We start from the raw sequence: 20,907 nt of genomic DNA, 5'->3' as shown, positions 1-20,907 counted from the left end.
GCGCCCCGCGGGCCCCGGGGGGGGCCCCGCCCGGGGGCCCCCCGGGGGCCCGCCCCCACACCCCCCCCCCGCCCCCGCCCCCGGGCCCCCCGGGGGCCCCGGGCCGTCGTCATGAGGTCGACGCTCCGAACAGGGGGTGGCGGAAAGCGGGCAACGACCAGGAGCCGAGCCGGTCATGGGGTGGGCGGCTACATCCGTCTCATGGGCTACGTGGGTCAACCACATAGTCCCGGCGGCGTGGGGTTCCTACCTTGTGGCGACATCGTCCCCGTCCGGTTCTGGGAGAAGTGGTGGCCATGAAGGGTTCTGCACGTGGTTCGGCGGTGAGCAGCTCACTCCCGCGGGTGGTGGCTGCGAGCCTGATCGGTACGACGATCGAGTGGTACGACTACTTCTTGTACGGAACGGCTGCGGCCCTGGTCTTCGGGAAGCTGTTCTTCCCCAACACCGATCCGCTGACGGGGACGCTGCTGTCGTTCCTGACCTACGCGATCGGGTTCGCGGCGCGGCCGATCGGGGCGCTGGTGTTCGGACACTTCGGGGACCGGGTGGGGCGCAAGAAGCTGCTGGTGGTGAGCCTGCTGCTGATGGGCGGGTCGACCACGGCGATCGGGTTGCTGCCGACGTACGACTCGGTCGGGGTGGCCGCGCCGGTGCTGCTGACGGCGCTGCGGCTGGTGCAGGGGTTCGCGCTCGGCGGCGAGTGGGGCGGGGCGGTGCTGCTGGTGTCGGAGCACGGGGACCAGCGGCGGCGGGGTTTCTGGGCCTCGTGGCCGCAGGGCGGGGCACCGGCCGGGAACCTGCTGGCGGCGGGCGTGCTGTCGCTGATGACGGCGGTGCAGTCGGAGAGCGCGTTCCTGGCGTGGGGGTGGCGGGTGCCGTTCCTGCTGTCGGCGGTGCTGGTCGGGGTGGGTATGTGGATCCGGCTGGCGGTGGACGAATCGCCGCTGTTCCGGCGGGCGTTGGCGGCCCAGCAGGGCAGGACGGAGGAGAAGCCGCCGCTGGTGGGGGTGTTGCGGCACCACTGGCGGGAGGTGCTGGTGGCCATGGGCGCGCGGATGGCGGAGAACATCTCGTACTACGTGATGACGACGTTCGTGCTGACCTACGCCGTCACCCACGCGCACTTCGACAAGCAGAGCGCGCTGAACGCCGTCCTCATCGCCTCCGCGATCCAGTTCGCGCTGATCCCGCTGTTCGGGGCGCTCTCGGACCGGGTCGGGCGCAAGCCGGTGTACCTGGTCGGCGCGGCCGGGGTCGGGGTGTGGGCGTTCGTGTTCTTCGGAATGGTGGACACCGAGTCCTTCGGGGCGCTGGTGCTGGCGGTGACCGTCGGCCTGGTGTTCCACAGCGCGATGTACGCGCCGCAGGCGGCCTTCTTCTCCGAGCTGTTCGCGACCCGGATGCGCTATTCGGGGGCCTCGATCGGTGCCCAGTTCGCGTCGGTGGCGGCCGGCGCACCCGCGCCGCTGATCGCCACCGCGCTGCTCAAGGACTACGGCAGCGCCACGCCGATCTCGGTGTACGTCGCCATCGCGGCGGCGCTCACCGTACTGGCGGTGCTGTGCGGGCGGGAGACCAGGGGGCAGGACCTGGCGGAGGTCGAGGAGAGGGGGGCGGAGGGCCGGCCGGTGGACGGCGGCGCGGTCGGAAAGCCCGCCGTCACCTGAGGGTCGAGCCGATAGCATCGCGATTTCCCGGAACCGACGTCTCCGATCCGAGGGCGGCCTCCCGGGAGCGACTTCTCGGCACCGACGGAACCGACGCCGATTGGCGGCCCGCACCATGAACCACGCGCCATGAACCACCCCGACGAGAGCGCCGCGCCCGCACTGCGACGGCTGCTCGACCTGCTCGCCTCCGGCGCCGCCACCGAGGACTTCGCCGAGGTGCTGGCCGACGCCCGCCGCCGCGGGGCGCCGGCCGGCGTCCTCGCCGAGATCGACTCCGCCACCTGGCAGGCCCTGCGGGTGCACCGAACCCTGCGCCAACACCGGCGCCGCGAGGCCGAGTTGACGGCACTGTTCGACACCGCCGGGGACCTCGCCGCCTCCCGGGACCTGGACACCGTGCTCCAGGCGATCGTCCGCCGCGCCCGGATGCTGCTCGGCACCGACACCGCGTACCTGACCCTGCCGGACGAGGCCGCCGGCGACACCTACATGCGGGTCACCGACGGCTCGGTCTCCGTCCTCTTCCAGACCCTGCGGCTCAGCCTCGGCGACGGCCTGGGCGGGCTGGTCGCCCAGACCGCCCGCCCGTACGCCACCCCCGACTACCGCACCGACGAACGCTTCCACCACACCGGCACGATCGACGCCGGGGTGCTGGACGAGGGCCTGGTGGCGATCATCGGGGTGCCGCTGCTGCTCGGCGGGCAGGTCATCGGTGTGCTGTTCGCCGCCGACCGCTCCCCGCGCGCCTTCTCCCCCGACGAGGTCGCGCTGCTCTGCACCCTGGCCGCGCACGCCGCGATCGCCCTGGACACCGCCAAGTCGCTGGCCGACACCCGGGCCGCGCTCGCCGAGCTGAACGCCGCCAACGAGCTGGTGCGGGCGCACTCCGCCGCCGTCCAGCGCGCCGAGCAGGCGCACGACCGGCTTACCGACCTGGTGCTGCGCGGCGCCGAGGTGCCGGACGTGGCCGCCGCCGTCGCCCACCTGCTGGACGGGGAGATAGCCGTCCTGGACGCCGAGGGCGAGCCGCTGGCCGGGCGGTCGGCCCCCGCCGCCGGACTGGCCGGGGCGGTGGCCTCCTCCCGGGCCGAGGGCCGCTCCGTACGGCACGGCGAGCTGTGGGTGTGCGCGGTGCTGGCCGGGCACGACACGCTCGGCACCCTGGTGCTGCGCGGCCGGCCCGACCTCGACGACGCCGACCGGCGACTGTTCGAGCGGGCCGGAGTGGTCACCGCGCTGCTCCTGCTGCTGCGCCGTTCGGTCGCGGAGACCGAGAACCGGGTCCGCGGCGAGCTGCTCACCGACCTGCTCACCGCCCCCGAACGCGATCCGGCCGGGCTCACCGCGCGCGGCCGCCGGCTCGGGGTCGACCTCGCCCGGCCGCACCTGGTGCTGGTCGCGGAGCCCGCCGACCGCGACGTCGACGGCCGGGGACGGCTGGCGGGCGCGGCCCGGCGGTACCTGTTCGGCTCCCGCGGTGTCAGCGCCGAACACGGCGAGGCGGTGGTGCTGCTGGTGCCCGTCGTGCCGGGCGACGGCGACGACCCCGAGCAGACCGCCGACTCGACCGCCCGGCGGGCCGCCGAGCGACTGGCCAGGCTGGCGGGCTTCCCGGTCACCGTCGGCGCCGGCCGCCCCGCCGCCGGCCCGGCCGCGCTGGCCGCCTCCTACGGCGAGGGCCTGCGCTGCGTGCGCGCCCTGCGGGTGCTCGGCCGCGCCGGGGAGGGCGCCTCGGCCCGCGCGCTCGGCTTCCTCGGGGTGCTGCTCGGCGACGGCCACGACGTGGACGGCTTCGTCGGCGCGGTGCTCGGCCCGCTGCTCGCCTACGACGCCCGCCGCGGCACCGAGCTGGTGCGCACCCTGCGCGCCTACTTCGACTGCGGCGGCAGCCTCACCCGGGCCAAGGACGAGCTGCACGTCCACGTGAACACGGTGGTGCAGCGGCTGGACCGCGTCGAGGCGCTGCTCGGGCAGGACTGGAACCAGCCGGAGCGGTCGCTGGAGCTGCAGTTGGCACTGCGCCTGCAACTGCTCGCCGGAGGCGGGGACGGCTGAACGGGACGACTGGACGGGACGACTGGACGGGACGACTGGACGGCACGGCTGAACGGGACGACTGGACGGGGTGACCGGACGGGCCCCGGCAGGGGTGCACGAACCCCGCGACCGGCTGGACGGGAGGGCCGACCAGTACGGCCGATCGGGTGACGGGGGCGTGGGCGTACAGTGGCCAGGTTGGTCTCGAACGCCTGGCAAGGAGCGGCAGCGGTGAGCGAGAACGTGCGTTTCGTTCGTTTGGGCATAGGCGAACAGGTCGTCCCGTACGAGGAGGCGTGGGAGGAGCAGCAGCGCCTGCACGCGCTGCGGGTCGCGGACGAGATCCCCGACACCGTGCTGCTGCTGGAGCACCCGCCCGTCTACACCATGGGCAAGCGCACCAACCCCGCCGACCTCCCGCTGGACGGCACCCCGGTGGTCGAGGTCAACCGGGGCGGCGAGATCACCTGGCACGGCCCCGGCCAGCTGGTCGGCTACCCGATCGTCAAGCTGCCCGACCCGATCGACGTGATCGCCTACGTCCGCCGGCTGGAGGAGGCGCTGATCCGCGCCGCCGCCGACTTCGGCATCGGCACCACCCGGGTCGAGGGCCGCAGCGGTGTCTGGGTGCTCGGCGAGAACATCCCGGACGCCGTGGTGGACCCGGCCGAGGTGGTGGACATCGGCAAGCTGACCCTGCGGCTGGGCCTGCCGCTGGGCATCGACCCGCGGCTGGCCGGGCCCGAGTACGCGCCGTCCAACGCCGGGCAGCGCGGCGGCGACCGCAAGCTCGCGGCGATCGGCGTACGGGTCGCGCGCGGGGTGACCATGCACGGCTTCGCACTCAACTGCGACCCGGACATGACGTACTTCGACAAGATCGTGCCGTGCGGCATCCGGGACGCGGGCGTCGCCTCGCTGGCCGGTGAGCTGGGGCGCGACGTCCCGGTGAGCGAGGCGCTGCCCTCGGTCGAGCGGCACCTGAAGGACGTGCTCGCCGAGCTGCCGGAGCCGGCGCTCAGCCGCTGAGTCCCGACGCATCCTTCCCGGTCGGCGGGAATCACTGGGAATCTACTGGCCGGTAGCCACGTTGCCCTGCGATTGCAGGGCGACAGGCCCGGCGAAGGCCGTACAACCACAGGCGTACCCTGGGGGTACCCCGTCTAGTTCTAGGAGTCGCACGTGTCCGCTGTCGCGCCCGACGGCAGGAAGCTGCTCCGCCTGGAGGTCCGCAACAGCGAGACCCCCATCGAGCGGAAGCCCGAGTGGATCAAGACCCGCGCGAAGATGGGCCCGGAGTACAACGCCCTCCAGTCGCTGGTGAAGAAGGAGGGACTGCACACGGTCTGCCAGGAGGCCGGCTGTCCCAACATCTTCGAGTGCTGGGAGGACCGCGAGGCGACCTTCCTCATCGGCGGTGACCAGTGCACCCGCCGCTGCGACTTCTGCCAGATCGACACCGGCAAGCCCGCCGAGTTCGACCGCGACGAGCCGCGCCGGGTCGCCGAGTCCATCGTCACCATGGACCTCAACTACGCCACCATCACCGGCGTCGCCCGCGACGACCTGGAGGACGGCGGCGCCTGGCTGTACGCCGAGACCGTGCGCCAGGTGCACGCGATGACCGCCGAGCGCGCCGCCGGCCGCACCGGCGTCGAGCTGCTCATCCCCGACTTCAACGCGGTGCCCGAGCAGCTGGCCGAGGTCTTCTCCTCCCGCCCCGAGGTGCTCGCGCACAACGTCGAGACGGTCCCGCGCATCTTCAAGCGGATCCGCCCGGCCTTCCGCTACGAGCGCTCGCTGGACGTCATCACCCAGGCCCGCGCGGCCGGGCTGGTCACCAAGTCCAACCTGATCCTGGGCATGGGCGAGACCCGCGAGGAGGTCAGCCAGGCGCTGGCCGACCTGGTCGGAGCCGGCTGCGAGCTGATCACCATCACCCAGTACCTGCGCCCCTCGCTGCGCCACCACCCGGTCGAGCGCTGGGTGAAGCCGCAGGAGTTCGTCGAGCTCCAGGAGGAGGCCGAGGAGCTGGGCTTCGCGGGCGTCATGTCGGGCCCGCTGGTGCGTTCGTCGTACCGGGCCGGCCGGCTGTACCGGCAGGCGCTGGAGCGGCGCGAGCAGGCCGCGGTCTGACCCCTGGGTCGGTTTCGCGCCATGTCGGCCATTGGAAGGGCGGAGCTGCGGCTCCGCCCTTCCGGCTTTCACCACGCTTTGACTGCCTGGTCACGGACTGGTAACACGGGGTGGGGACGATGGACGCCCCGTGGGCGTTCGACTCTTCTCAGCCACGACTCAGCCAACGACTCGCGTGACGACTCACCCAACGACTCGACCACGGCTCAGCCACGACGGTCGCAAGAGGAGCTGTTCGGGATGCAGATGCAGGTGCGGATCCGCTCGGTGGGAGCGGCGCTGCGGTTCGCCGAGAGCGTCCTGCTGGCGCACGGCCAGCGGCACGCACGCCGCAACGCCTGGGCGGCGGTGTGCGAGAACCGCGAGTACGCGGCCGACCGGCGGCACGACGCCCTGGGTGCTTCGAAGGCGGCCGGGGCAGCGGCAGCACGGACCGTACGGCAGTGAGGCCCTGACGTCGCTGTGCGCGACGGTGACCGGGCGCACGGGTCACGGTTCGGGCGAACGGGTACCCGGGCTTGGATATCCCGTACCCGCGCCACGTACCATGAGCGTTATGGCGAGGGAAACATCCGAGAACCCCGGGCGACTGAAGCAGATCCGCCTGGCGTACACCATGACCAAGAAGGTCGACACCAAGATCGGCCTGATCATCGCCGGCGTCGGCCTGCTGACCTTCGGCGTGTTCCTCGCCATCGGCTTCGCGATCGACCACCCCATCTACCTGGGCATCCTGGGCTTCATCGTGGCCGTCCTGGCCATGGCGATCGTCTTCGGACGCCGGGCCGAGCGCGCCGCGTTCGGGCAGATGGAGGGGCAGCCGGGTGCTGTGGCCGCGGTGCTGAACAACATCCGGCGCGGCTGGAGCTCCAGCTCCACCCCGGTCGCGGTCACCCGCAACCAGGACGCGGTCTACCGCGCGGTGGGTCGGGCCGGCATCGCGCTGATCGGCGAGGGCAACTCGAACCGGGTGCGCCAGCTGCTGGCCTCCGAGAAGAAGAAGATGGCCCGTGTGGTCGGCGACGTGCCGGTGCACGACATCGTGGTGGGCAACGGCGAGGGCGAGATCCCGCTGAAGAAGCTGCAGATCCACCTGATGCGCCTGCCCCGCGCCATCACCGCCGCCCAGGTCACCGAGACCAACGACCGCCTGCGCGCACTGGGCGACCTGCTCTCCAAGGCGCCGATCCCCAAGGGCCCGATGCCCAAGGGCGCCCGGATGCCCAAGGGCGGCCAGACCCGCTGACCCTCCCCTCCCGCGACGACGACGGCCCCGCTCCGGAAGCTTCCGGAGCGGGGCCGTTCCACGTCGTGCGACGGGCGGCGGGTGCCGGGTCCGCGCCCGGGGCCGTCGGCCCTAGATCCGCACCGCGACGGTGCCGACCGCCTTGTCGTGCAGGCCGCGGGTGTCGCGGTCCCAGACCAGCGGCGGCACCACCAGGCAGAGCAGCAGGGTGCGCAGCAGCACCTGCGGGATGGTCGCGCGGCGGCCGTCCAGGCGGACCACCCGGAGGCCGAACAGCCGCTTGCCGAGGGTCGTGCCGGTGGTGGACAGCAGGACGACCGCGACCAGGAAGAAGAGCGGAAGGGTCCACAGGTTGGCCTCGGCCGGGTCGCCCTTGGCGAGCAGGCCGAAGGAGACCAGCGAGACCAGCCAGCCGTCCACGAACAGGGCGCCGATCCGTCGGCCGGGGCCGGCGATCGAGCCGGGGCCCTCCTCGGGCAGCCCGAGGCGTTCGCCGCGGTAGCCGAAGTCGGTGCCCATCTTCTCGGCGGCGGCCTTGGGGCCGTCGATCCACGATCCCAACGCTTCTCTGGTGTCCACGAATCCACACTAACCGGGCTCACGCCGTACCCCCGCACCGGCTCCCCTCCCGGCGGGGCGCGGCCCGGGGCCGCTCCACGTGCGTCCGGCGTCCGCCCACGACCGGGTGAATCCCGCTCACCGGGCTTACCAAGTGGTCCAGACCACTTGGGCGACGACCCCCAGGTTGGCGGGGTGATTTGCCCCGACCCGTACGACTTTGCCGCCCGTTCGGCGGTCGCGGTTAACATCTAGGAAACGAGCGGGTCACCGACTGGAAACGCCCCCTTCCTAGGGTGAGCCCAATTCGCACGCCGAGGAGGATGGATGTTCAACAACGCCGCCGAAGTGAAGCAGTACATCCAGGACAACGACGTGAAGTTCGTCGACGTCCGCTTCTGCGATCTGCCGGGCGTCATGCAGCACTTCTCCGTACCTGCGGCGACCTTCGATCCGTCCGAGACCCTGATGTTCGACGGTTCGTCGATCCGCGGCTTCCAGGCCATCCACGAGTCCGACATGGCCCTGGTGCCGGACCTCGCCACCGCCCGCCTCGACCCCTTCCGGGCCGAGAAGCACCTCAACATCAACTTCTTCATCCAGGACCCGGTCACCGGCGAGGCCTACAGCCGCGACCCGCGCAACGTCGCCAAGAAGGCCGAGGCCTACCTCGCCTCCTCCGGCATCGCCGACACCGCCTTCTTCGGGCCCGAGGCCGAGTTCTACGTCTTCGACTCGGCGCGGTTCGAGACCAGCGCCAACGCGTCCTTCTACCACATCGACTCGGAGGCCGGCGCCTGGAACTCCGGCGCCGCTGAGGGCGACGTGCGCGGCTACAAGGTCAAGTACAAGGGCGGCTACTTCCCCACCCCGCCGGTCGACCACTTCGCCGACCTGCGCGCCGAGATGTCCCTGGAGCTGGCCAAGTCCGGCCTGGAGGTCGAGCGCCAGCACCACGAGGTCGGCACGGCCGGGCAGGCCGAGATCAACTACAAGTTCAACACCCTGCTGCACGCCGCCGACGACCTGATGCTGTTCAAGTACATCATCAAGAACGTCGCCTGGCGGAACGGCAAGACGGCCACCTTCATGCCCAAGCCGATCTTCGGCGACAACGGCTCCGGCATGCACGTCCACCAGTCGCTGTGGAGCGAGGGCTCCCCGCTCTTCTACGACGAGCAGGGCTACGCCGGCCTCTCCGACACCGCCCGCTACTACATCGGCGGCCTGCTCCGGCACGCCCCCTCGCTGCTGGCCTTCACCAACCCCTCGGTGAACTCCTACCACCGCCTCGTCCCTGGCTTCGAGGCGCCCGTCAACCTGGTCTACTCCCAGCGCAACCGCTCGGCCGCGATCCGCATCCCGATCACCGGCTCCAACGCCAAGGCCAAGCGCATCGAGTTCCGCGCCCCGGACCCGTCCTCCAACCCCTACCTGGCCTTCTCCGCCATGCTGATGGCCGGCCTCGACGGCATCCGCAACAAGATCGAGCCGCTCGAGCCCGTCGACAAGGACCTCTACGAGCTCGCCCCCGAGGAGCACGCCAACGTCCCCCAGGTGCCCTCCTCCCTCCCCGCCGTCCTGGAGGCCCTCGAAGCCGACCACGAGTACCTCCTCGCCGGCAACGTCTTCACCCCGGACCTGATCGAGACCTGGATCGACTTCAAGCGCACCAACGAGATCGCCCCGATCGCCCTCCGGCCCCACCCGCACGAGTTCGAGCTCTACTACGACCTGTAGGGACCGCCGTCCATCGGGGTGTGCCCCGGCCGGATCGCCCTCCGGTCGGGGCACACCCGTGTCGGCTCCGGCGAACGGACCGGCGGGGCGGGGCGGCCGGAGGTCCGTTCGGGGGTGAGGGCGAGGACGGCGAGGTCGTCGGCGAGGAGGCCGGCGTACTGGTGGACGTCCTGGGCGAGGAAGGAGACCAGCCGGTCGGGGGCCGTGCTGCTCGTTGACGTGGCCCGCGCGCAGCGGCAGCAGGAGTTGGAGGCCCAGCGCGGCGCCGGGTGGTGGCCGCGGTCGGCACCGGGCCGTAGCTGAACGCGGCCACCACCGGCAGGGCGGTCAGCAGGAAGCCGGCGGCGACCGCGTCCGGGACGACCGCCTCGGCGGTCAGGTCCAGGAGCAGCAGGATGATCGGCAGCCAGGGCGCCCAGCGCGGCACCCGGGGCTTCGCGACCGCGAGCCGCGGCGGACGGGGCGCTGGCACGGCGGGGACCTCCTGGCTGACCGGCCTGGGTGATTCACGAGGAACGACCGGTTCCGTCCCTCCGTGCTCCCCCACGAGGGGATGAGTCACGAGCGGCCGGACGTCCCGGGTTCCCGGCCCGGGGGCAGCGGAGGGCGGGGCAGCGACGGAGGTCAGTCGACGGTCACCGGACGGTCACCGGGAGCGTCTCGTAACCGCGCAGCACCAGGCGGTCCCGCCGGGTCGGGACGCCGCCCTGGGCGAGCCGGGGGAAACGGTCCAGCAGGGCGGGCACCGCCACCTCGCCCTCCAGCCGGGCCAACTGGGAGCCCAGGCAGAAGTGAGGGCCGCCGCCGAAGCTGAGCGGCTGGCTGTCGGTGCGGGTCGGGTCGAAGACCCCGGGCCGGTCGTACCGGGCCGGGTCGTGGTTGGCCGCGCCGATCAGCAGGGTCAGCCCGCTGTCGACCGGCACGGGCAGCCCCTCGATCGACAAGCCCTCCGCCAGGGCGACCCGGCCGGTGGCCTGGACCGGGGAGTCGAAGCGCAGCACCTCGTCGGTGAACCCGGCCGGGGAGAAGGAGCCGGTGCGCAGCCCGGCCGCCGCCTCGGGGTGGCGGAACAGCAGGGCGAGGCCGTTGCCGAGCAGGTTGGTGGTGGTCTCGAAGCCGGCCACCAGCAGCAGCACCAGGTTGGCCAGCAGCTCCTGGCCGGAGAGCCGCCCGCCGCCGTCGGCGGCGATCCGGGCGAGGTCGCTGACCAGGTCGTCCTGCGGGCGGGCCAGCCGCTCGGCGACCAGCTCGGCGAAGTACCCGGACAGCTCGTCGGCGGCCCGGTCGGCCTCGTCCAGGTCGTCGAGGTCCTGGACGATCTCCAGGGCGACGGTCAGGTCGGAGGCGAGCCCGCGGAAGCGGTAGCGGTCCCGCTCGGGGACGCCGAGCAGCTCGCAGATCACCCCGACCGGCAGCCGGAAGGCGAAGGCGTCCATGAAGTCCACCGGGGAGCCGTCGGCGCCCTGCTCGGCCATCTCGTCCAGCAGCCGGCCGACCGCCGCCTCCACGGCCGGGCGCAGCGCGGCGACCCGGCGGGCGGTGAACACCGAGGCGATCAGCGAGCGGACCCGGGGCTGGTCGGGGGCGTTGCGCTGGAGGATCGAGCGGCCGAACAGGGCGAGCGAGGAGTGCTCGGCGAACTCGGGAGCGAGGCCGGCCATCATGTCGGCGGTCGCCACGCCGAAGGCGGACGTGCGCAGCACCTTGTTGACGGCGGCGTAACCGCTCACCACGAACATCCCGTCCCCGGCCGGGGCCACCGGGCCGAGTCGGTGCGCCCTGGCGTAGAGCGGGTACGGGTCGGCCCTGACCTCCGTGGTCATCAGCTGCTCGATGATCGCGGCGCCGTCCATGCGGTGCTCCCCTCCGACGTACCGACGTCCGATGTTCCGACGTCCCGGTTCCTGGTCCGTGAACCACCGGTGGGCCCGGCGGAGTTCCCGCTACCGGTGGGTCGGCCGGGGTCCCGGATAGGCTGGCGAGCATGGAGATCTGGATCAACCCGCGCTGCAGCAAGTGCCGGACCGCGCTCACCGAGCTGGACGCCGCCGGGGTGGAGTACACCGTGCGGCGCTACCTGGAGGACGCGCCAAGTGCGGCCGAGCTGGAGCAGGTGCTGGAGCGGCTGGGCCTGGAGCCCTGGGACATCACCCGCACCGACGAGCAGGTCGCGAAGGACCTGGGGATGAAGGAGTGGCCGCGGGAGGCGGGCGAGCGGGCGCGCTGGATCGCCGCGATGGCCGAGCACCCGGTGCTGATCCAGCGCCCGATCATCACCGCGGACGACGGGCACGCCGTGGTGGCCCGGACGCCCGAGGCACTCAAGTCCGTTCTGCCGTAAGGTCCGGCCGGCCGGTGGAGCTGGATCCTCTCCACCGGTCGGCCCGGGTGCCAGTTGACCGGGCTGGAGCGGCACCCGACGGACGGGCGTTGTCGGTGGCCGGTGCCAGACTGGCGAGGTGACCACCATGACCACGTACATCGCGTTCCTGCGCGCCATCAACGTCGGCGGCCGGACGGTGAGGATGGAGCGGCTGCGGGCGCTCTTCGCCGAGCTGGGGCTCGGGAACGTCCGCTCGTACATCCAGAGCGGGAACGTCTTCTTCAGCACCGACGAGCCGGACCGCGCCGCGCTCACCGCACGGATCGAGGAGCACCTGGAGCGCTCGCTCGGCTACCCGGTGCCGGTGCTGCTGCGGACGGTCGAGGAGGTGGCCGAGCTGCTCGCCGCCGAGCCGTTCCGGGGCGTCGAGGTGACGCCGGACGTCCGCCTGGTGATCGCCTTCCTCTCCGAGCCGTTGCCGGCCGAACTCGCCCTCCCGCACCGTTCGGTGAAGGGCGACGTCGAGATGCTCGGCGCCGATCCCGGGGCCGCGTACATCGTGGTCCACCTCCAGGACGGCAAGTGGGTCACCAAGGAGATGTTCGGCAAGCGGTACCGGGGCGCGGTGACCTCCCGGTTCCTGCACACCACGGAGAAGATCCTGGCGGCGGCCCGGAGGGCCTGACGTGTCGTCTCCCCGCCGGAACCGCGCGGTCGGAGCGGGCGTCTGTCGCTCAGTGACGTACGAACCGTGCGCCGGACCGCGGCGTGATCTGGACAGTCCGAGCCGGTCGATCCGACAATCGGGCCATGACGCAGCCTGAGCTCCCCACCGGCGCCGTCCGGCCCTCCGACGCCGAACGGGACCAGGCACTCGGGGTGCTGCGGGACGGAGCGGGCAGCGGCCGGCTGTCCCACGACACCTTCCTCGGCCGGATGGACATCGTCCTCCGGGCCACCAGCCGCGGCGAGCTGGACGCGGCGGTGGCCGGGCTGCCCACCGGCGGGCCGGTCGAGCGGTTCGTGCTGCGGACGGTCGGCCGGGTGTCCGCCTTCGGCGACCGGCTGAACCGGGCCTGGCGCAGCGAGCGGCTGCCGGGACTGAGCCTGCCGCACACCGGGGCGGGGCTGTTGACGATCGGACGGATCCCCGGCTCGGGGCTGCGACTGCACGACGCCTCGGTCTCCCGGCGCCACGCCGAGCTGCGGCACGAGAACGGCGGCTGGGTGCTGTACGACCTCGGGTCGACCAACGGCACCCACGTGAACGGGCGGCGGATCGCGGGCGGGATCCCGGTGCGGCCGGGCGACCAGGTGCGGTTCGGCAACCTGGAGTTCCGGCTCGCCCCGCACTGAGGCGGCCGCGGCTCAGTGCGGGAACTGCCGGGGCGGCCGTTGCCGGGGCAGTTCGTCCCGGAACTCCTCGATGGCGGTGCTGATCTGCCGGGTCAGCACGGTGTGCTCCAGCCGGTCCAGGTAGCGGTTCTCGGCGGCCAGCGCCTCGACCGTGACGCCGAAGTAGAGCGTCATCAGCGGATTGACGAAGAGCTCGCCGTCCTTGGTCCGCTCGGTGAACCGCACGTCGCCGAACTCGCCGCGCAGCGCCGCCGCCACCGAGCCGTTGACGATGCTGGGGTGCTGCGGGAAGGCGGCCCGGGCGTGCTCGACGGCGTCGAGGTAGAGCGCTCCCTCCCGGCTGCCGCGCGGGATGGAGAAGGCGCCGAGGTATCCGCCGGCCCGGTCGATCGCGGCGAGGTTCTCCAGCACCAGGGCGTGGTTGACGCCGTGGTGGGCGTCGATGCCGAAGCCCAGGCAGGCGACCAGCCGCTCGGGCACCTCCGTCAGGCCCGCCACCGCGGCCAGGCTCGCCATGTCCTCCTCGGGGGTGCCGAGTCCGGCCTCGTCGCCGCGCATCAGGATGTCGGTGCCGCCGTCCACCAGCAGGATCGCGTCCACGCCGAGGTGGGCGACGAGTCTGCGGTAGGCCTCGCGCAGCAGTCGGACGCCGACCGTCGGGAAGGCCCACACGGTGTCGGGCATCCCGTGCGACCGCAGCCAGCGGGCCAGGGTGCGTTCGGGGAAGTAGCCCTCGGGGGCCGCGGTGTCCGGTCGGATCCTGGCCACGTCGGGCTCCTGCCAGACCTCGCCGGGCAGACCGTAGAGGTGGGTGAAGGAGAGGTTGGCCAGGTGCACCTCCTTGCCCGCGGCGCGCAGGGCGAGGGCGATCGGCAGTCCGGCGTACACGTCGAACCCGCCGCCGGCTCCGGCGACCAGGACGCGCTCGGCGGCCAGCAGGCGGGTGATCAGCGGGGGTTGCAGCAGAGAGGTCACCGGCGGACGGTAGCGCACCGGTGGGGCCCGCAGGCCGGAATTGTCAGTGACGGGTGCGAGGATCCGGGCATGACCCAGGACACGGCGCTCACCCCCGACGTGCTGCTCGAAGCCCAGGAGCGGGCTCGCGAGTTGATCCGGTGCGGCTTCCAGGAGCCGGACGAGATAGCCGAGTCCCTGGTCGAGGTCCTCGACGACCAGGGGCTGACGCAGGAGGAGGCGGAGCGGATCGTCGCTCCGCTGTGGGCCGAGCGGCTGGCCGAGCAGGCCGACTGGCCGGCGACCACGGACGTGGACCGGTTGGTGGACGCCTTCGACCTGCTGGAGGACCAGGGCATCGTCGCGGCGATGGACTTCACCTGCTGTGCGGGCTGCGGCTACGCGGAGATCGGCGGTGAGGCCGACGAGGACTCCCGGGGCTTCGTCTTCTTCCACCAGCAGGACACCGAGGCGGCCGCGGCCGGACGCGGGCTGATGCTGCGCTACGGCACGTTCCGCACCGAGGAGGGATCCGACGACGGGTCGGGCGAGGAGTCGGAGGAAGCGGCGCGGCGGACGGCGGAGATCGGCCGGGCCGTGGTGGCCGCGCTGGAGGCGGTCGGTCTTCCGGTGGAGTGGAACGGGTCCCCGCGGACGGCGATCCGGGTCGCTCCGCTGGAGTGGCTCAACCGCCTGCCGGAGTAGGGACGGTGGGCACCGCTCGGACGCCCGCCGGTGTCCGACGTCCGCCGGGCGCCGGGGAAGCACTGCGGGACTTCGGACTTCGGACTACGGCCTCGGGGCCTGTGACCTCCGGGACGACGGCCTCGGAGCCTGCGGCCTTCGGGACTACGGAGTACGGGACTACGGAGTGCGGGACTTCGGGACTGCGGGCCGCCGGTGGCCGGGCGGCGGTCAGCGGTTGACGTGCAGCTCGGTGTAGTGGTCGCCCTTGTCCGCCTTGCGCAGGGTCACCTTGACGCCGCCGACGGTCGTCTCGCTGCCCTTGTCGACGGTCTTCTTCTCACCGCCGATCGTCACGTCGGCGTTCCCGTCGGTGATGTGCCCGACGGTCATGTCCAGCGGGTGGTCGCCGCCGAAGACCTTGACGGTCTTGGAGGCATCGGCGCCGTCGGTCTTGACGGACAGGGTGCAGCTGTTGTCGTCCAGGCAGAGCGCGACGCCGCCCTCGCAGGCGGTCAGTCCGGCGCCCAGGGCCAGGACGGCGGCGGCGGCGAGCAGCGCCGGGCGGCGGACAGCGGGCAGGGAGCGGTTCCGGGTACGGGCGGCGGCGGGTGTGCTGCGGGCAGTGGTCATGGCTTCGACGGTAGGGGGCGGGAGTCTCCCCGCCATCGACCGTCGGCGGTACGCCTCCCCCGGTAGGGCCCCGGGGAGGGACGGGTCGAATCCCCTCGGGGAACAGAGGAGTTGGGGTCCATTCCGTTCGGCCTCCGGCGGTTCCGCGTCGGGCACATGCCACCGGCACAAGCCACGCGCGTAGATCGACGACCCGCGAAAAGGCCCGGCGCTCAGTCGACGAGGCTGCCCAGACCCTCGGTCGCGTCGCCGCCCGCCGGTCCCCACAGCGGCGCGGTGCAACGCTGGTAGGTCGCCTGCCAGTGCGGCCAGTTGCGGGCCACGTCGTCGTCGCACTCGGCGAGCAGCCGCTCGACCCGCACCGGGTCGACCCCGTCCAGCAGCCAGGCCAGCGCGTCCGCCGTGCCCGGGCCGTCCGCCGAGCGCAGCAGGTCGAGCAGTTCGCCGAGGCCGCCGAGCCGAGAGCCGTCGGTCACCACCAGCTCCATCCGGGGCAGCAACTGCCGCTCCTCGATCCGCAGGTGGGTCTCCAGCCGGGCCGCCAGGTCCTCCATCGCGTACGCGACCGGCCAGGCGCTCCCGGTGTCCCGGCTGGCGATCCGGACCAGCGTGGTGACCCGGGTGAACGAGTGGTCGAGGTTGTGGTGGTCGGCCTCCAGCCAGTTGAGCAGCAGTCGCAGCTCGGGCGCGAAGCGCCGCACGATCGGCCAGATCCGGGTGTCCTGCTGCTCGTGGTGGCAGGTCAGCATCGCGGTGATGAACGTCCAGTGCCGCAGCAGCGCCTCGCCCTTGTCCTCCTCGTCGGGCTGGAGCAGCCGCAGCGCGTTGGGCAGCCGGGCGAGGTCCCGGCGCAGTGCGGCGTGCACCAGCCGCAGGCCGGCGAACCGGACGGTGAACGGTTCCTCGTCCGCGGCCGGCCCGTACGCGTCCGCGCCCCGGGAGTCGACCCCGGGCCCTGCCTGCGCGGGGACGGAGGGGACGGGCTGGGGCAGCAGGTGGATCGGCATGACACTCTCTTCACGACGTGGCGAGGCGGACGGGGCGGCCGGTGAGGACCGCCCCATCCAAGGTGCTCGCAGTCGATCAGAAGCGAATCAATGTCCGATTGACGCGCAGGTCACGGGCCTGCGCGCGGGCGGAGCGCCCTCCCGTCGGACGAGGAACCCGGTGCCGTTCCGGGTCAGTCCGAGGCCGGACCCGCCAGGTTGGCGGTGAGCCACTGCAGCGTGTCCGGGATCATCTTCTTGAAGTCCGAGGTCAGGTGCTTGCCGCCGGGCTGCTCGTAGTACTGGATGCTCACCGGGGCGACGGCCTTGGCCACCCAGCTCTTGACCACTTCCTTCTCGTAGCCGTTGGCGCCGCCCGCGGTGACGTACATCTTCACGTCGGCCTTGCCCTGGGTGATCAGCAGGTTGGGGTTGTTGGCGGCCTTCTCGGCGTCGTGGCCCTTCCACAGCCCGGAGTCCGGGATGAAGTAGCCGTCGATCGGCACCGCGGCCTTGTAGACGTTCGGGTACTGGAGGGCGAGCTTGGCGCTGCAGAAGCCACCGGTGGAGGCGCCCATGATGCCCCAGCTGTCGCGGCCCTGGAGGGTGCGGAAGTTGGCGCGGACCCAGGCCGGGATGTCCTCGGCCATCCAGGTGCCCATCTTGGGCTGGCCCGGGATGTCGGAGCAGTCCAGCGCGTTCTTCTCGTCGCTGTTGAAGTTCTGCACCGGCATGATCATGATGAACGGGTGGGCCTTGCCCTGCTTGACCAGCTGCTCGTCCGCCTCCTGGATCGGCAACTGGTTGTCGGTCCAGGTGTTGTAGCCGTTGCTCTGGCCGCCCGCGTAGAGGGTGAGCACCGGGAAGCCGGTCTTGGCGAACTTCGGGTCGTTGTACTCGGGCGGCAGCCAGACCCAGACCTGGCCGGTGACACCGGACTTCGCGCCGGTCACCTTGGTCATCATGATCGGGCCGGCGGCGGTGTCCCGGACCTTGTTCAGGCTGGCGGCCGGACCGCTCGGCATCAGCACCTTCCCGTTGGCCGGGGTGGGCTGCTCGCCGGTCGGCGTGCCCGCGACGGTGCCCGAAGTGGCAGGGGCGCCCGAGCCGGCGGTCGCCGCCGGGGTGCCGTCGGCCGCGGAGCTCTTGCCCTTGCCGTCGTCGGACCCCCCGCAGGCCGCGAGCGAGGCGGCCAGGGTGAGCACGGCGGCGCCGGTCAGGACGGCACGGGAACGGGACGACTGCCTAAGCACGGTGAGGACTCTCCGACCGATGTCGCGCCCGGTCCGTCTGACCGGGCGGCGGCCCCCCGGTGGGGCCGGAAAGGCCCGGGGGCGCGGCGCTGTGCGGTCCCCGGAGCGGGTGGCGCACCGACCTTCGCGGGAGGCGCACCTTCTGCGATCTTATGACGTGGGCCGGGGTGGCCCGGTTGCGAGGCGGCCACCGGAAATCCAATGTTTGTTCGCGATCAGGTAAAGCCCTTCACCGCTCCCGTCGGACGGCGGGGGCCGGACGGCGGGGGCCACGGTCGCCGACCTGCCGGGCCGTCCGGTTTTTGGGTGCTTTGACCAGTGACGGCGGCCCGCCACATCCGGAACGATCTCCTCAGCGCGCCCCGACGCCGACCGGACGGAGCGTGACCGTACCGGTATCCAGCCACCGCACCGAGCCACCGAGGAGAGCACCATGATCGAGCAGGTCGCCGTCGTCACCGGAGCCGGCAGCGGCGTCGGCCGGGCCGTCGCGGTCGAACTGGCCGCGGCCGGCTGGCGGCTGGTGCTCGCCGGGCGCCGGGCCGAGCAGCTGCGGGAGGCGGCCGACGCGTTCCCCGCGGGCACCCTGCCCGCCGAGGTGGTACCGACCGACGTCACCGACCCGGCCGCGGTGGACGCGCTGTTCGCGACCGCCGCCGAGCGCCACGGCCGGGTGGACCTGCTGTTCAACAACGCCGGCACCTTCGGCCCGGCCGTCCCGGTGGAGGAACTGGCGGTCGAGGACTGGCGGGCGGTGGTCGACCTCAACCTGACCGGCGCCTTCCTCTGCGCCCGGGCCGCCTTCCGGCAGATGAAGGGCCAGGACCCGCAGGGCGGCCGGATCATCAACAACGGTTCGATCTCCGCGCACGTCCCGCGCCCGCACTCGATCGCCTACACCGCGACCAAGCACGCGGTCACCGGCCTGACCAGGTCGCTGTCGCTGGACGGCCGCCCGTACCGGATCGCCTGCGGACAGATCGACATCGGCAACGCGGCGACCGACATGACGGCCGCGATGGGCGCGGGGGTGCGCCAGGCGGACGGCCGGATCGCGCCCGAGCCGACCATGGACGTGGCGGACGTGGCACGCACCGTCCGCCACATGGCCGCGCTGCCGCTGGAGGCCAACGTCCAGTTCGCCACCGTGATGGCGACGGCCATGCCGTACATCGGCCGGGGCTGACGGAACGGAACCGGAACGCCGCGGGCCCACCCGTCGGGCGGGTGGCGGTGGCGCACGGCGCCGTTCACGCGGGAACCCCGCCGGCCCACGGCCGACGGGGTTCCGGCGGGAGGCCCTACGGCCGCCAGGTGTCGTTCAGCGTGACGTTCCCCGAGGCCGGAGCGGTCGCCGTCCGGTTGGCACCGGACTCCCAGATCACCGCCCCGCTCGCGTCCTTGATGACGTACTTGTACTGGAAGGACGTGCCGCCCGGCAGCGAGAGCGCGAGCGACCAGACCGGGTAGCCGGCCGAGGACAGCGGCAGCGCCTTGGCCGGGTCCCAGCCGCCGAGCGCCGGGACGTCGCCGACCACGTAGACGTTCTGCCCGTACGAGGTGGTCGCGTTGACGTTGAAGGAGGCACCGGAGACGGTCGTGCCGGGCTGGACGTACAGCGCGACCGCGTCGCCCGCACCGACCGTCGCCGTGAACTGCCCGTTGGCGCCGACCTGGTACGTCGGGCCGGTGCAGCCGCCGCCCGGCTGCGGGTCGCCGTGCTGGACGTCGCAGTACGTGCCGGCCGGCAGCCCGGTCTGGAAGGTCCGGGTGATCGCGCCGCTCTCGTGGTTGATCGCGACGTAGCCCCGGTTGCCGCGACCGAAGGCGATCGCGTTGTTGCCGTCGGACCACCAGTCGGTCACCGCGGTGCCCGCGACGGCGTTGCGGAAGCCGACCATGTTGGCGATCTGCCGCCAGGCGTGGGTGCAGTTCCAGCCGTCCTGGTAGCAGGCGTTGACGGTGCCGCCGTTCGGCGGGCCGTCGTCGTTGTTGGTGAAGGCGTAGCCGGAGTAGATGTTGGGCGAACCGTAGGTCGAGGCCAGCAGGAAGACGTTGGCCAGCGTGTAGGTGTTGCCGTAGGTGTAGTTGAGGGTGGAGCCGTTGCGCTCGGTGTCCCAGTTGTCGACGAAGCTGCGCGCCTGGTTGCTCGGCAGGTAGCCCCAGGAGGCGCCCCAGTTGCTGAGGCTGGCGAGCTTGTCGCTGGTGAAGACGCGTTTGAGGTCGGTGCCGACCCGGAACTCGTCGACGTCGCCGTTGCCGGTGTACTCGGTGGGCTGGATCGGTTCGCCTGCGCCGTAGATGACCTCCTGCACCCAGAAGGCGCTGGGGTTGGCCGTCCGGGCCTTGATGGCGGCGAGGTCGGCGGCGGCGATGTGCTTGGCGGCGTCGATCCGGTAGCCGTCGACGCCGAGCGAGCCGAGGTCGTCCAGGTAGTGGGCGATGGTGGTCTGGACGTACGCGCTGCCGGTGTCCAGGTCGGCGAGGTTGACCAGTTCGCAGTCCTGCACGTTGGTGCGGTCCTGGTAGTTGGTGATCGGCTGGCGGCAGGTGTGGAAGTCCTGGTCCTGGTAGGTGCCGGGGTAGTTGTACTTGGTGTACACCGTGCCACCGGTGCCGGTGCCGGAGCCCGCCGTCATGTGGTTGACGACCGCGTCGGCGATCACCTTGACCCCGGCCGTGTGGCAGGTGTCGACCATGTTCTTGAAGGAGGTGCGGTCGCCGAGCCGCCCGGCGATCTGGTAGCTGACGGGCTGGTAGGAGGTCCACCACTGCGGGCCCTGGATGTGTTCCTGGGGAGGCGAGACCTCGACGAAGCCGTAGCCCTTCGGACCGAGGGTCGTGGTGCAGGCCTGGGCGACCGAGTCGAAGCGCCACTCGAAGAGGGTGGCGGTGACGTCCTTGCCGTTGTTCGCGGGCGGGGAGGCCTGGGCGGCGGGGGCGCCGAGACTCCCGGTGAACGAGAGCGCGAGCGCCGCCGAGGCGGCGAGCGCGCCGGCCGCGCGGGCGGTCCGGCGGGTGGGGGCGGTGGTGACCACGTTGTCTCCTGGGAGTGGCTGGGGGTGGGGCAGCCGGGGTGAAGCCTGAAGGAAGTTTCTGTAACTTGCCGGAAACTTGCAGCGCTGAACCTAGGGCGGCCCGGAGAGGCCGTCAAGGGTCAAGACTGAACGTTTCTGCAACACGCCTCCCCAGCACGTCTCCGCAACACGTCTCCGCACCACGTCTCCACGGCACCCCGGCCCGAGGAACACGACAAGGGCCCGGCAGCCGTAGCCGCCGGGCCCTCACCTGTCCTGGTTCACCGGTCCCTCAGGAGCCGGTACGT

The 20,907-nt window shown here is 72.2% G+C and carries 19 protein-coding genes; 12 read left to right on the top strand and 7 right to left on the bottom strand.

From position 1 onward, the window contains the following. Positions 1 to 296 precede the first annotated feature (296 nt). The 6 genes from ACH4J0_RS04840 to ACH4J0_RS04815 all read left to right on the top strand — a co-directional run bounded on the left by ACH4J0_RS04840 (position 297) and on the right by ACH4J0_RS04815 (position 7,095). Positions 297 to 1,670, top strand: coding sequence for an MFS transporter (locus tag ACH4J0_RS04840; protein ID WP_396236255.1), 1,374 nt, complete (start codon positions 297 to 299; stop codon positions 1,668 to 1,670). A gap of 129 nt (positions 1,671 to 1,799) precedes the next feature. Then, positions 1,800 to 3,731, top strand: coding sequence for a helix-turn-helix domain-containing protein (locus ACH4J0_RS04835; RefSeq protein WP_396236254.1), 1,932 nt, complete (start codon positions 1,800 to 1,802; stop codon positions 3,729 to 3,731). Between the two features lie 213 nt (positions 3,732 to 3,944). After that, complete coding sequence (gene lipB / locus ACH4J0_RS04830) at positions 3,945 to 4,742, top strand: lipoyl(octanoyl) transferase LipB (RefSeq protein WP_396236253.1); 798 nt, start codon at positions 3,945 to 3,947, stop codon at positions 4,740 to 4,742. A 153-nt stretch (positions 4,743 to 4,895) separates the two neighbouring features. Further along, on the top strand, positions 4,896 to 5,849 hold the full coding sequence (lipA, locus tag ACH4J0_RS04825) for a lipoyl synthase (protein ID WP_363436186.1): 954 nt from the start codon (positions 4,896 to 4,898) through the stop codon (positions 5,847 to 5,849). Positions 5,850 to 6,089: 240 nt separating this feature from the next. Continuing rightward, positions 6,090 to 6,296 carry a hypothetical protein gene (locus tag ACH4J0_RS04820; RefSeq protein WP_396236252.1) on the top strand — a complete coding sequence of 69 codons (207 nt, stop codon included), beginning with the start codon at positions 6,090 to 6,092 and terminating at the stop codon, positions 6,294 to 6,296. Between the two features lie 100 nt (positions 6,297 to 6,396). Beyond that, positions 6,397 to 7,095, top strand: a complete 699-nt coding sequence (locus ACH4J0_RS04815; protein WP_396236251.1) for a DUF4191 domain-containing protein — start codon at positions 6,397 to 6,399, stop codon at positions 7,093 to 7,095. Positions 7,096 to 7,206: 111 nt separating this feature from the next. On the opposite strand, the gene ACH4J0_RS04810 is transcribed toward ACH4J0_RS04815, so the two are convergent. Continuing rightward, on the bottom strand, positions 7,207 to 7,674 hold the full coding sequence (locus tag ACH4J0_RS04810) for an RDD family protein (protein WP_396236250.1): 468 nt from the start codon (positions 7,672 to 7,674) through the stop codon (positions 7,207 to 7,209). Between the two features lie 306 nt (positions 7,675 to 7,980). Here ACH4J0_RS04810 and glnA point away from each other — a divergent pair, with 306 nt between their 5' ends. Further along, complete coding sequence (gene glnA / locus ACH4J0_RS04805) at positions 7,981 to 9,393, top strand: type I glutamate--ammonia ligase (protein WP_030282683.1); 1,413 nt, start codon at positions 7,981 to 7,983, stop codon at positions 9,391 to 9,393. Between the two features lie 635 nt (positions 9,394 to 10,028). On the opposite strand, the gene ACH4J0_RS04800 is transcribed toward glnA, so the two are convergent. Further along, the gene (locus tag ACH4J0_RS04800) at positions 10,029 to 11,246 is read right to left on the bottom strand and encodes a cytochrome P450 (RefSeq protein WP_396236249.1); all 1,218 of its coding nucleotides are present in this window, start codon (positions 11,244 to 11,246) and stop codon (positions 10,029 to 10,031) included. Positions 11,247 to 11,377: 131 nt separating this feature from the next. On the opposite strand from ACH4J0_RS04800, the gene ACH4J0_RS04795 reads away from it, so the two are divergent. The 3 genes from ACH4J0_RS04795 (at position 11,378) to ACH4J0_RS04785 (ending at position 13,072) form a co-directional block, all read left to right on the top strand. Further along, positions 11,378 to 11,734 (top strand): arsenate reductase family protein, encoded by a 357-nt coding sequence (locus ACH4J0_RS04795; RefSeq protein WP_396236248.1) that lies wholly within the window; start codon positions 11,378 to 11,380, stop codon positions 11,732 to 11,734. Positions 11,735 to 11,861: 127 nt separating this feature from the next. Beyond that, positions 11,862 to 12,401, top strand: coding sequence for a DUF1697 domain-containing protein (locus tag ACH4J0_RS04790; protein ID WP_396236247.1), 540 nt, complete (start codon positions 11,862 to 11,864; stop codon positions 12,399 to 12,401). Between the two features lie 125 nt (positions 12,402 to 12,526). Beyond that, positions 12,527 to 13,072, top strand: coding sequence for an FHA domain-containing protein (locus ACH4J0_RS04785; RefSeq protein WP_396236246.1), 546 nt, complete (start codon positions 12,527 to 12,529; stop codon positions 13,070 to 13,072). A gap of 12 nt (positions 13,073 to 13,084) precedes the next feature. Here the strand turns inward: ACH4J0_RS04785 and ACH4J0_RS04780 are convergent, their stop codons facing one another. Further along, positions 13,085 to 14,047 carry a DUF1152 domain-containing protein gene (locus ACH4J0_RS04780; RefSeq protein ID WP_396236245.1) on the bottom strand — a complete coding sequence of 321 codons (963 nt, stop codon included), beginning with the start codon at positions 14,045 to 14,047 and terminating at the stop codon, positions 13,085 to 13,087. A 69-nt stretch (positions 14,048 to 14,116) separates the two neighbouring features. Between ACH4J0_RS04780 and ACH4J0_RS04775 the strand changes: the two genes are divergently transcribed. Next, positions 14,117 to 14,731, top strand: a complete 615-nt coding sequence (locus tag ACH4J0_RS04775) for a DUF6891 domain-containing protein (protein WP_396236244.1) — start codon at positions 14,117 to 14,119, stop codon at positions 14,729 to 14,731. A gap of 210 nt (positions 14,732 to 14,941) precedes the next feature. On the opposite strand, the gene ACH4J0_RS04770 is transcribed toward ACH4J0_RS04775, so the two are convergent. From ACH4J0_RS04770 to ACH4J0_RS04760, 3 genes are all read right to left on the bottom strand, one after another. Next, entirely contained in the window at positions 14,942 to 15,343 is a 402-nt protein-coding gene (locus ACH4J0_RS04770; RefSeq protein WP_396236243.1) for a hypothetical protein, read from the bottom strand. A 212-nt stretch (positions 15,344 to 15,555) separates the two neighbouring features. After that, positions 15,556 to 16,350 carry a hemerythrin domain-containing protein gene (locus ACH4J0_RS04765; protein ID WP_396236242.1) on the bottom strand — a complete coding sequence of 265 codons (795 nt, stop codon included), beginning with the start codon at positions 16,348 to 16,350 and terminating at the stop codon, positions 15,556 to 15,558. Between the two features lie 173 nt (positions 16,351 to 16,523). Beyond that, entirely contained in the window at positions 16,524 to 17,582 is a 1,059-nt protein-coding gene (locus ACH4J0_RS04760) for an alpha/beta hydrolase (RefSeq protein ID WP_396236241.1), read from the bottom strand. A 433-nt stretch (positions 17,583 to 18,015) separates the two neighbouring features. Between ACH4J0_RS04760 and ACH4J0_RS04755 the strand changes: the two genes are divergently transcribed. Further along, the gene (locus tag ACH4J0_RS04755) at positions 18,016 to 18,768 is read left to right on the top strand and encodes an SDR family oxidoreductase (protein ID WP_396236240.1); all 753 of its coding nucleotides are present in this window, start codon (positions 18,016 to 18,018) and stop codon (positions 18,766 to 18,768) included. 115 nt (positions 18,769 to 18,883) lie between these two features. Here the strand turns inward: ACH4J0_RS04755 and ACH4J0_RS04750 are convergent, their stop codons facing one another. Beyond that, positions 18,884 to 20,620 (bottom strand): carbohydrate-binding module family 20 domain-containing protein, encoded by a 1,737-nt coding sequence (locus ACH4J0_RS04750; RefSeq protein ID WP_396236239.1) that lies wholly within the window; start codon positions 20,618 to 20,620, stop codon positions 18,884 to 18,886. Positions 20,621 to 20,907: the final 287 nt, after the last annotated feature.

The organism is Kitasatospora sp. NPDC017646, from assembly GCF_044329365.1.
In the GTDB taxonomy this organism is placed as follows: domain Bacteria; phylum Actinomycetota; class Actinomycetes; order Streptomycetales; family Streptomycetaceae; genus Kitasatospora.
The sequence above is the reverse complement of the archived record's forward strand: the minus strand, read 5'-3'. Positions and strand labels throughout refer to the sequence as shown.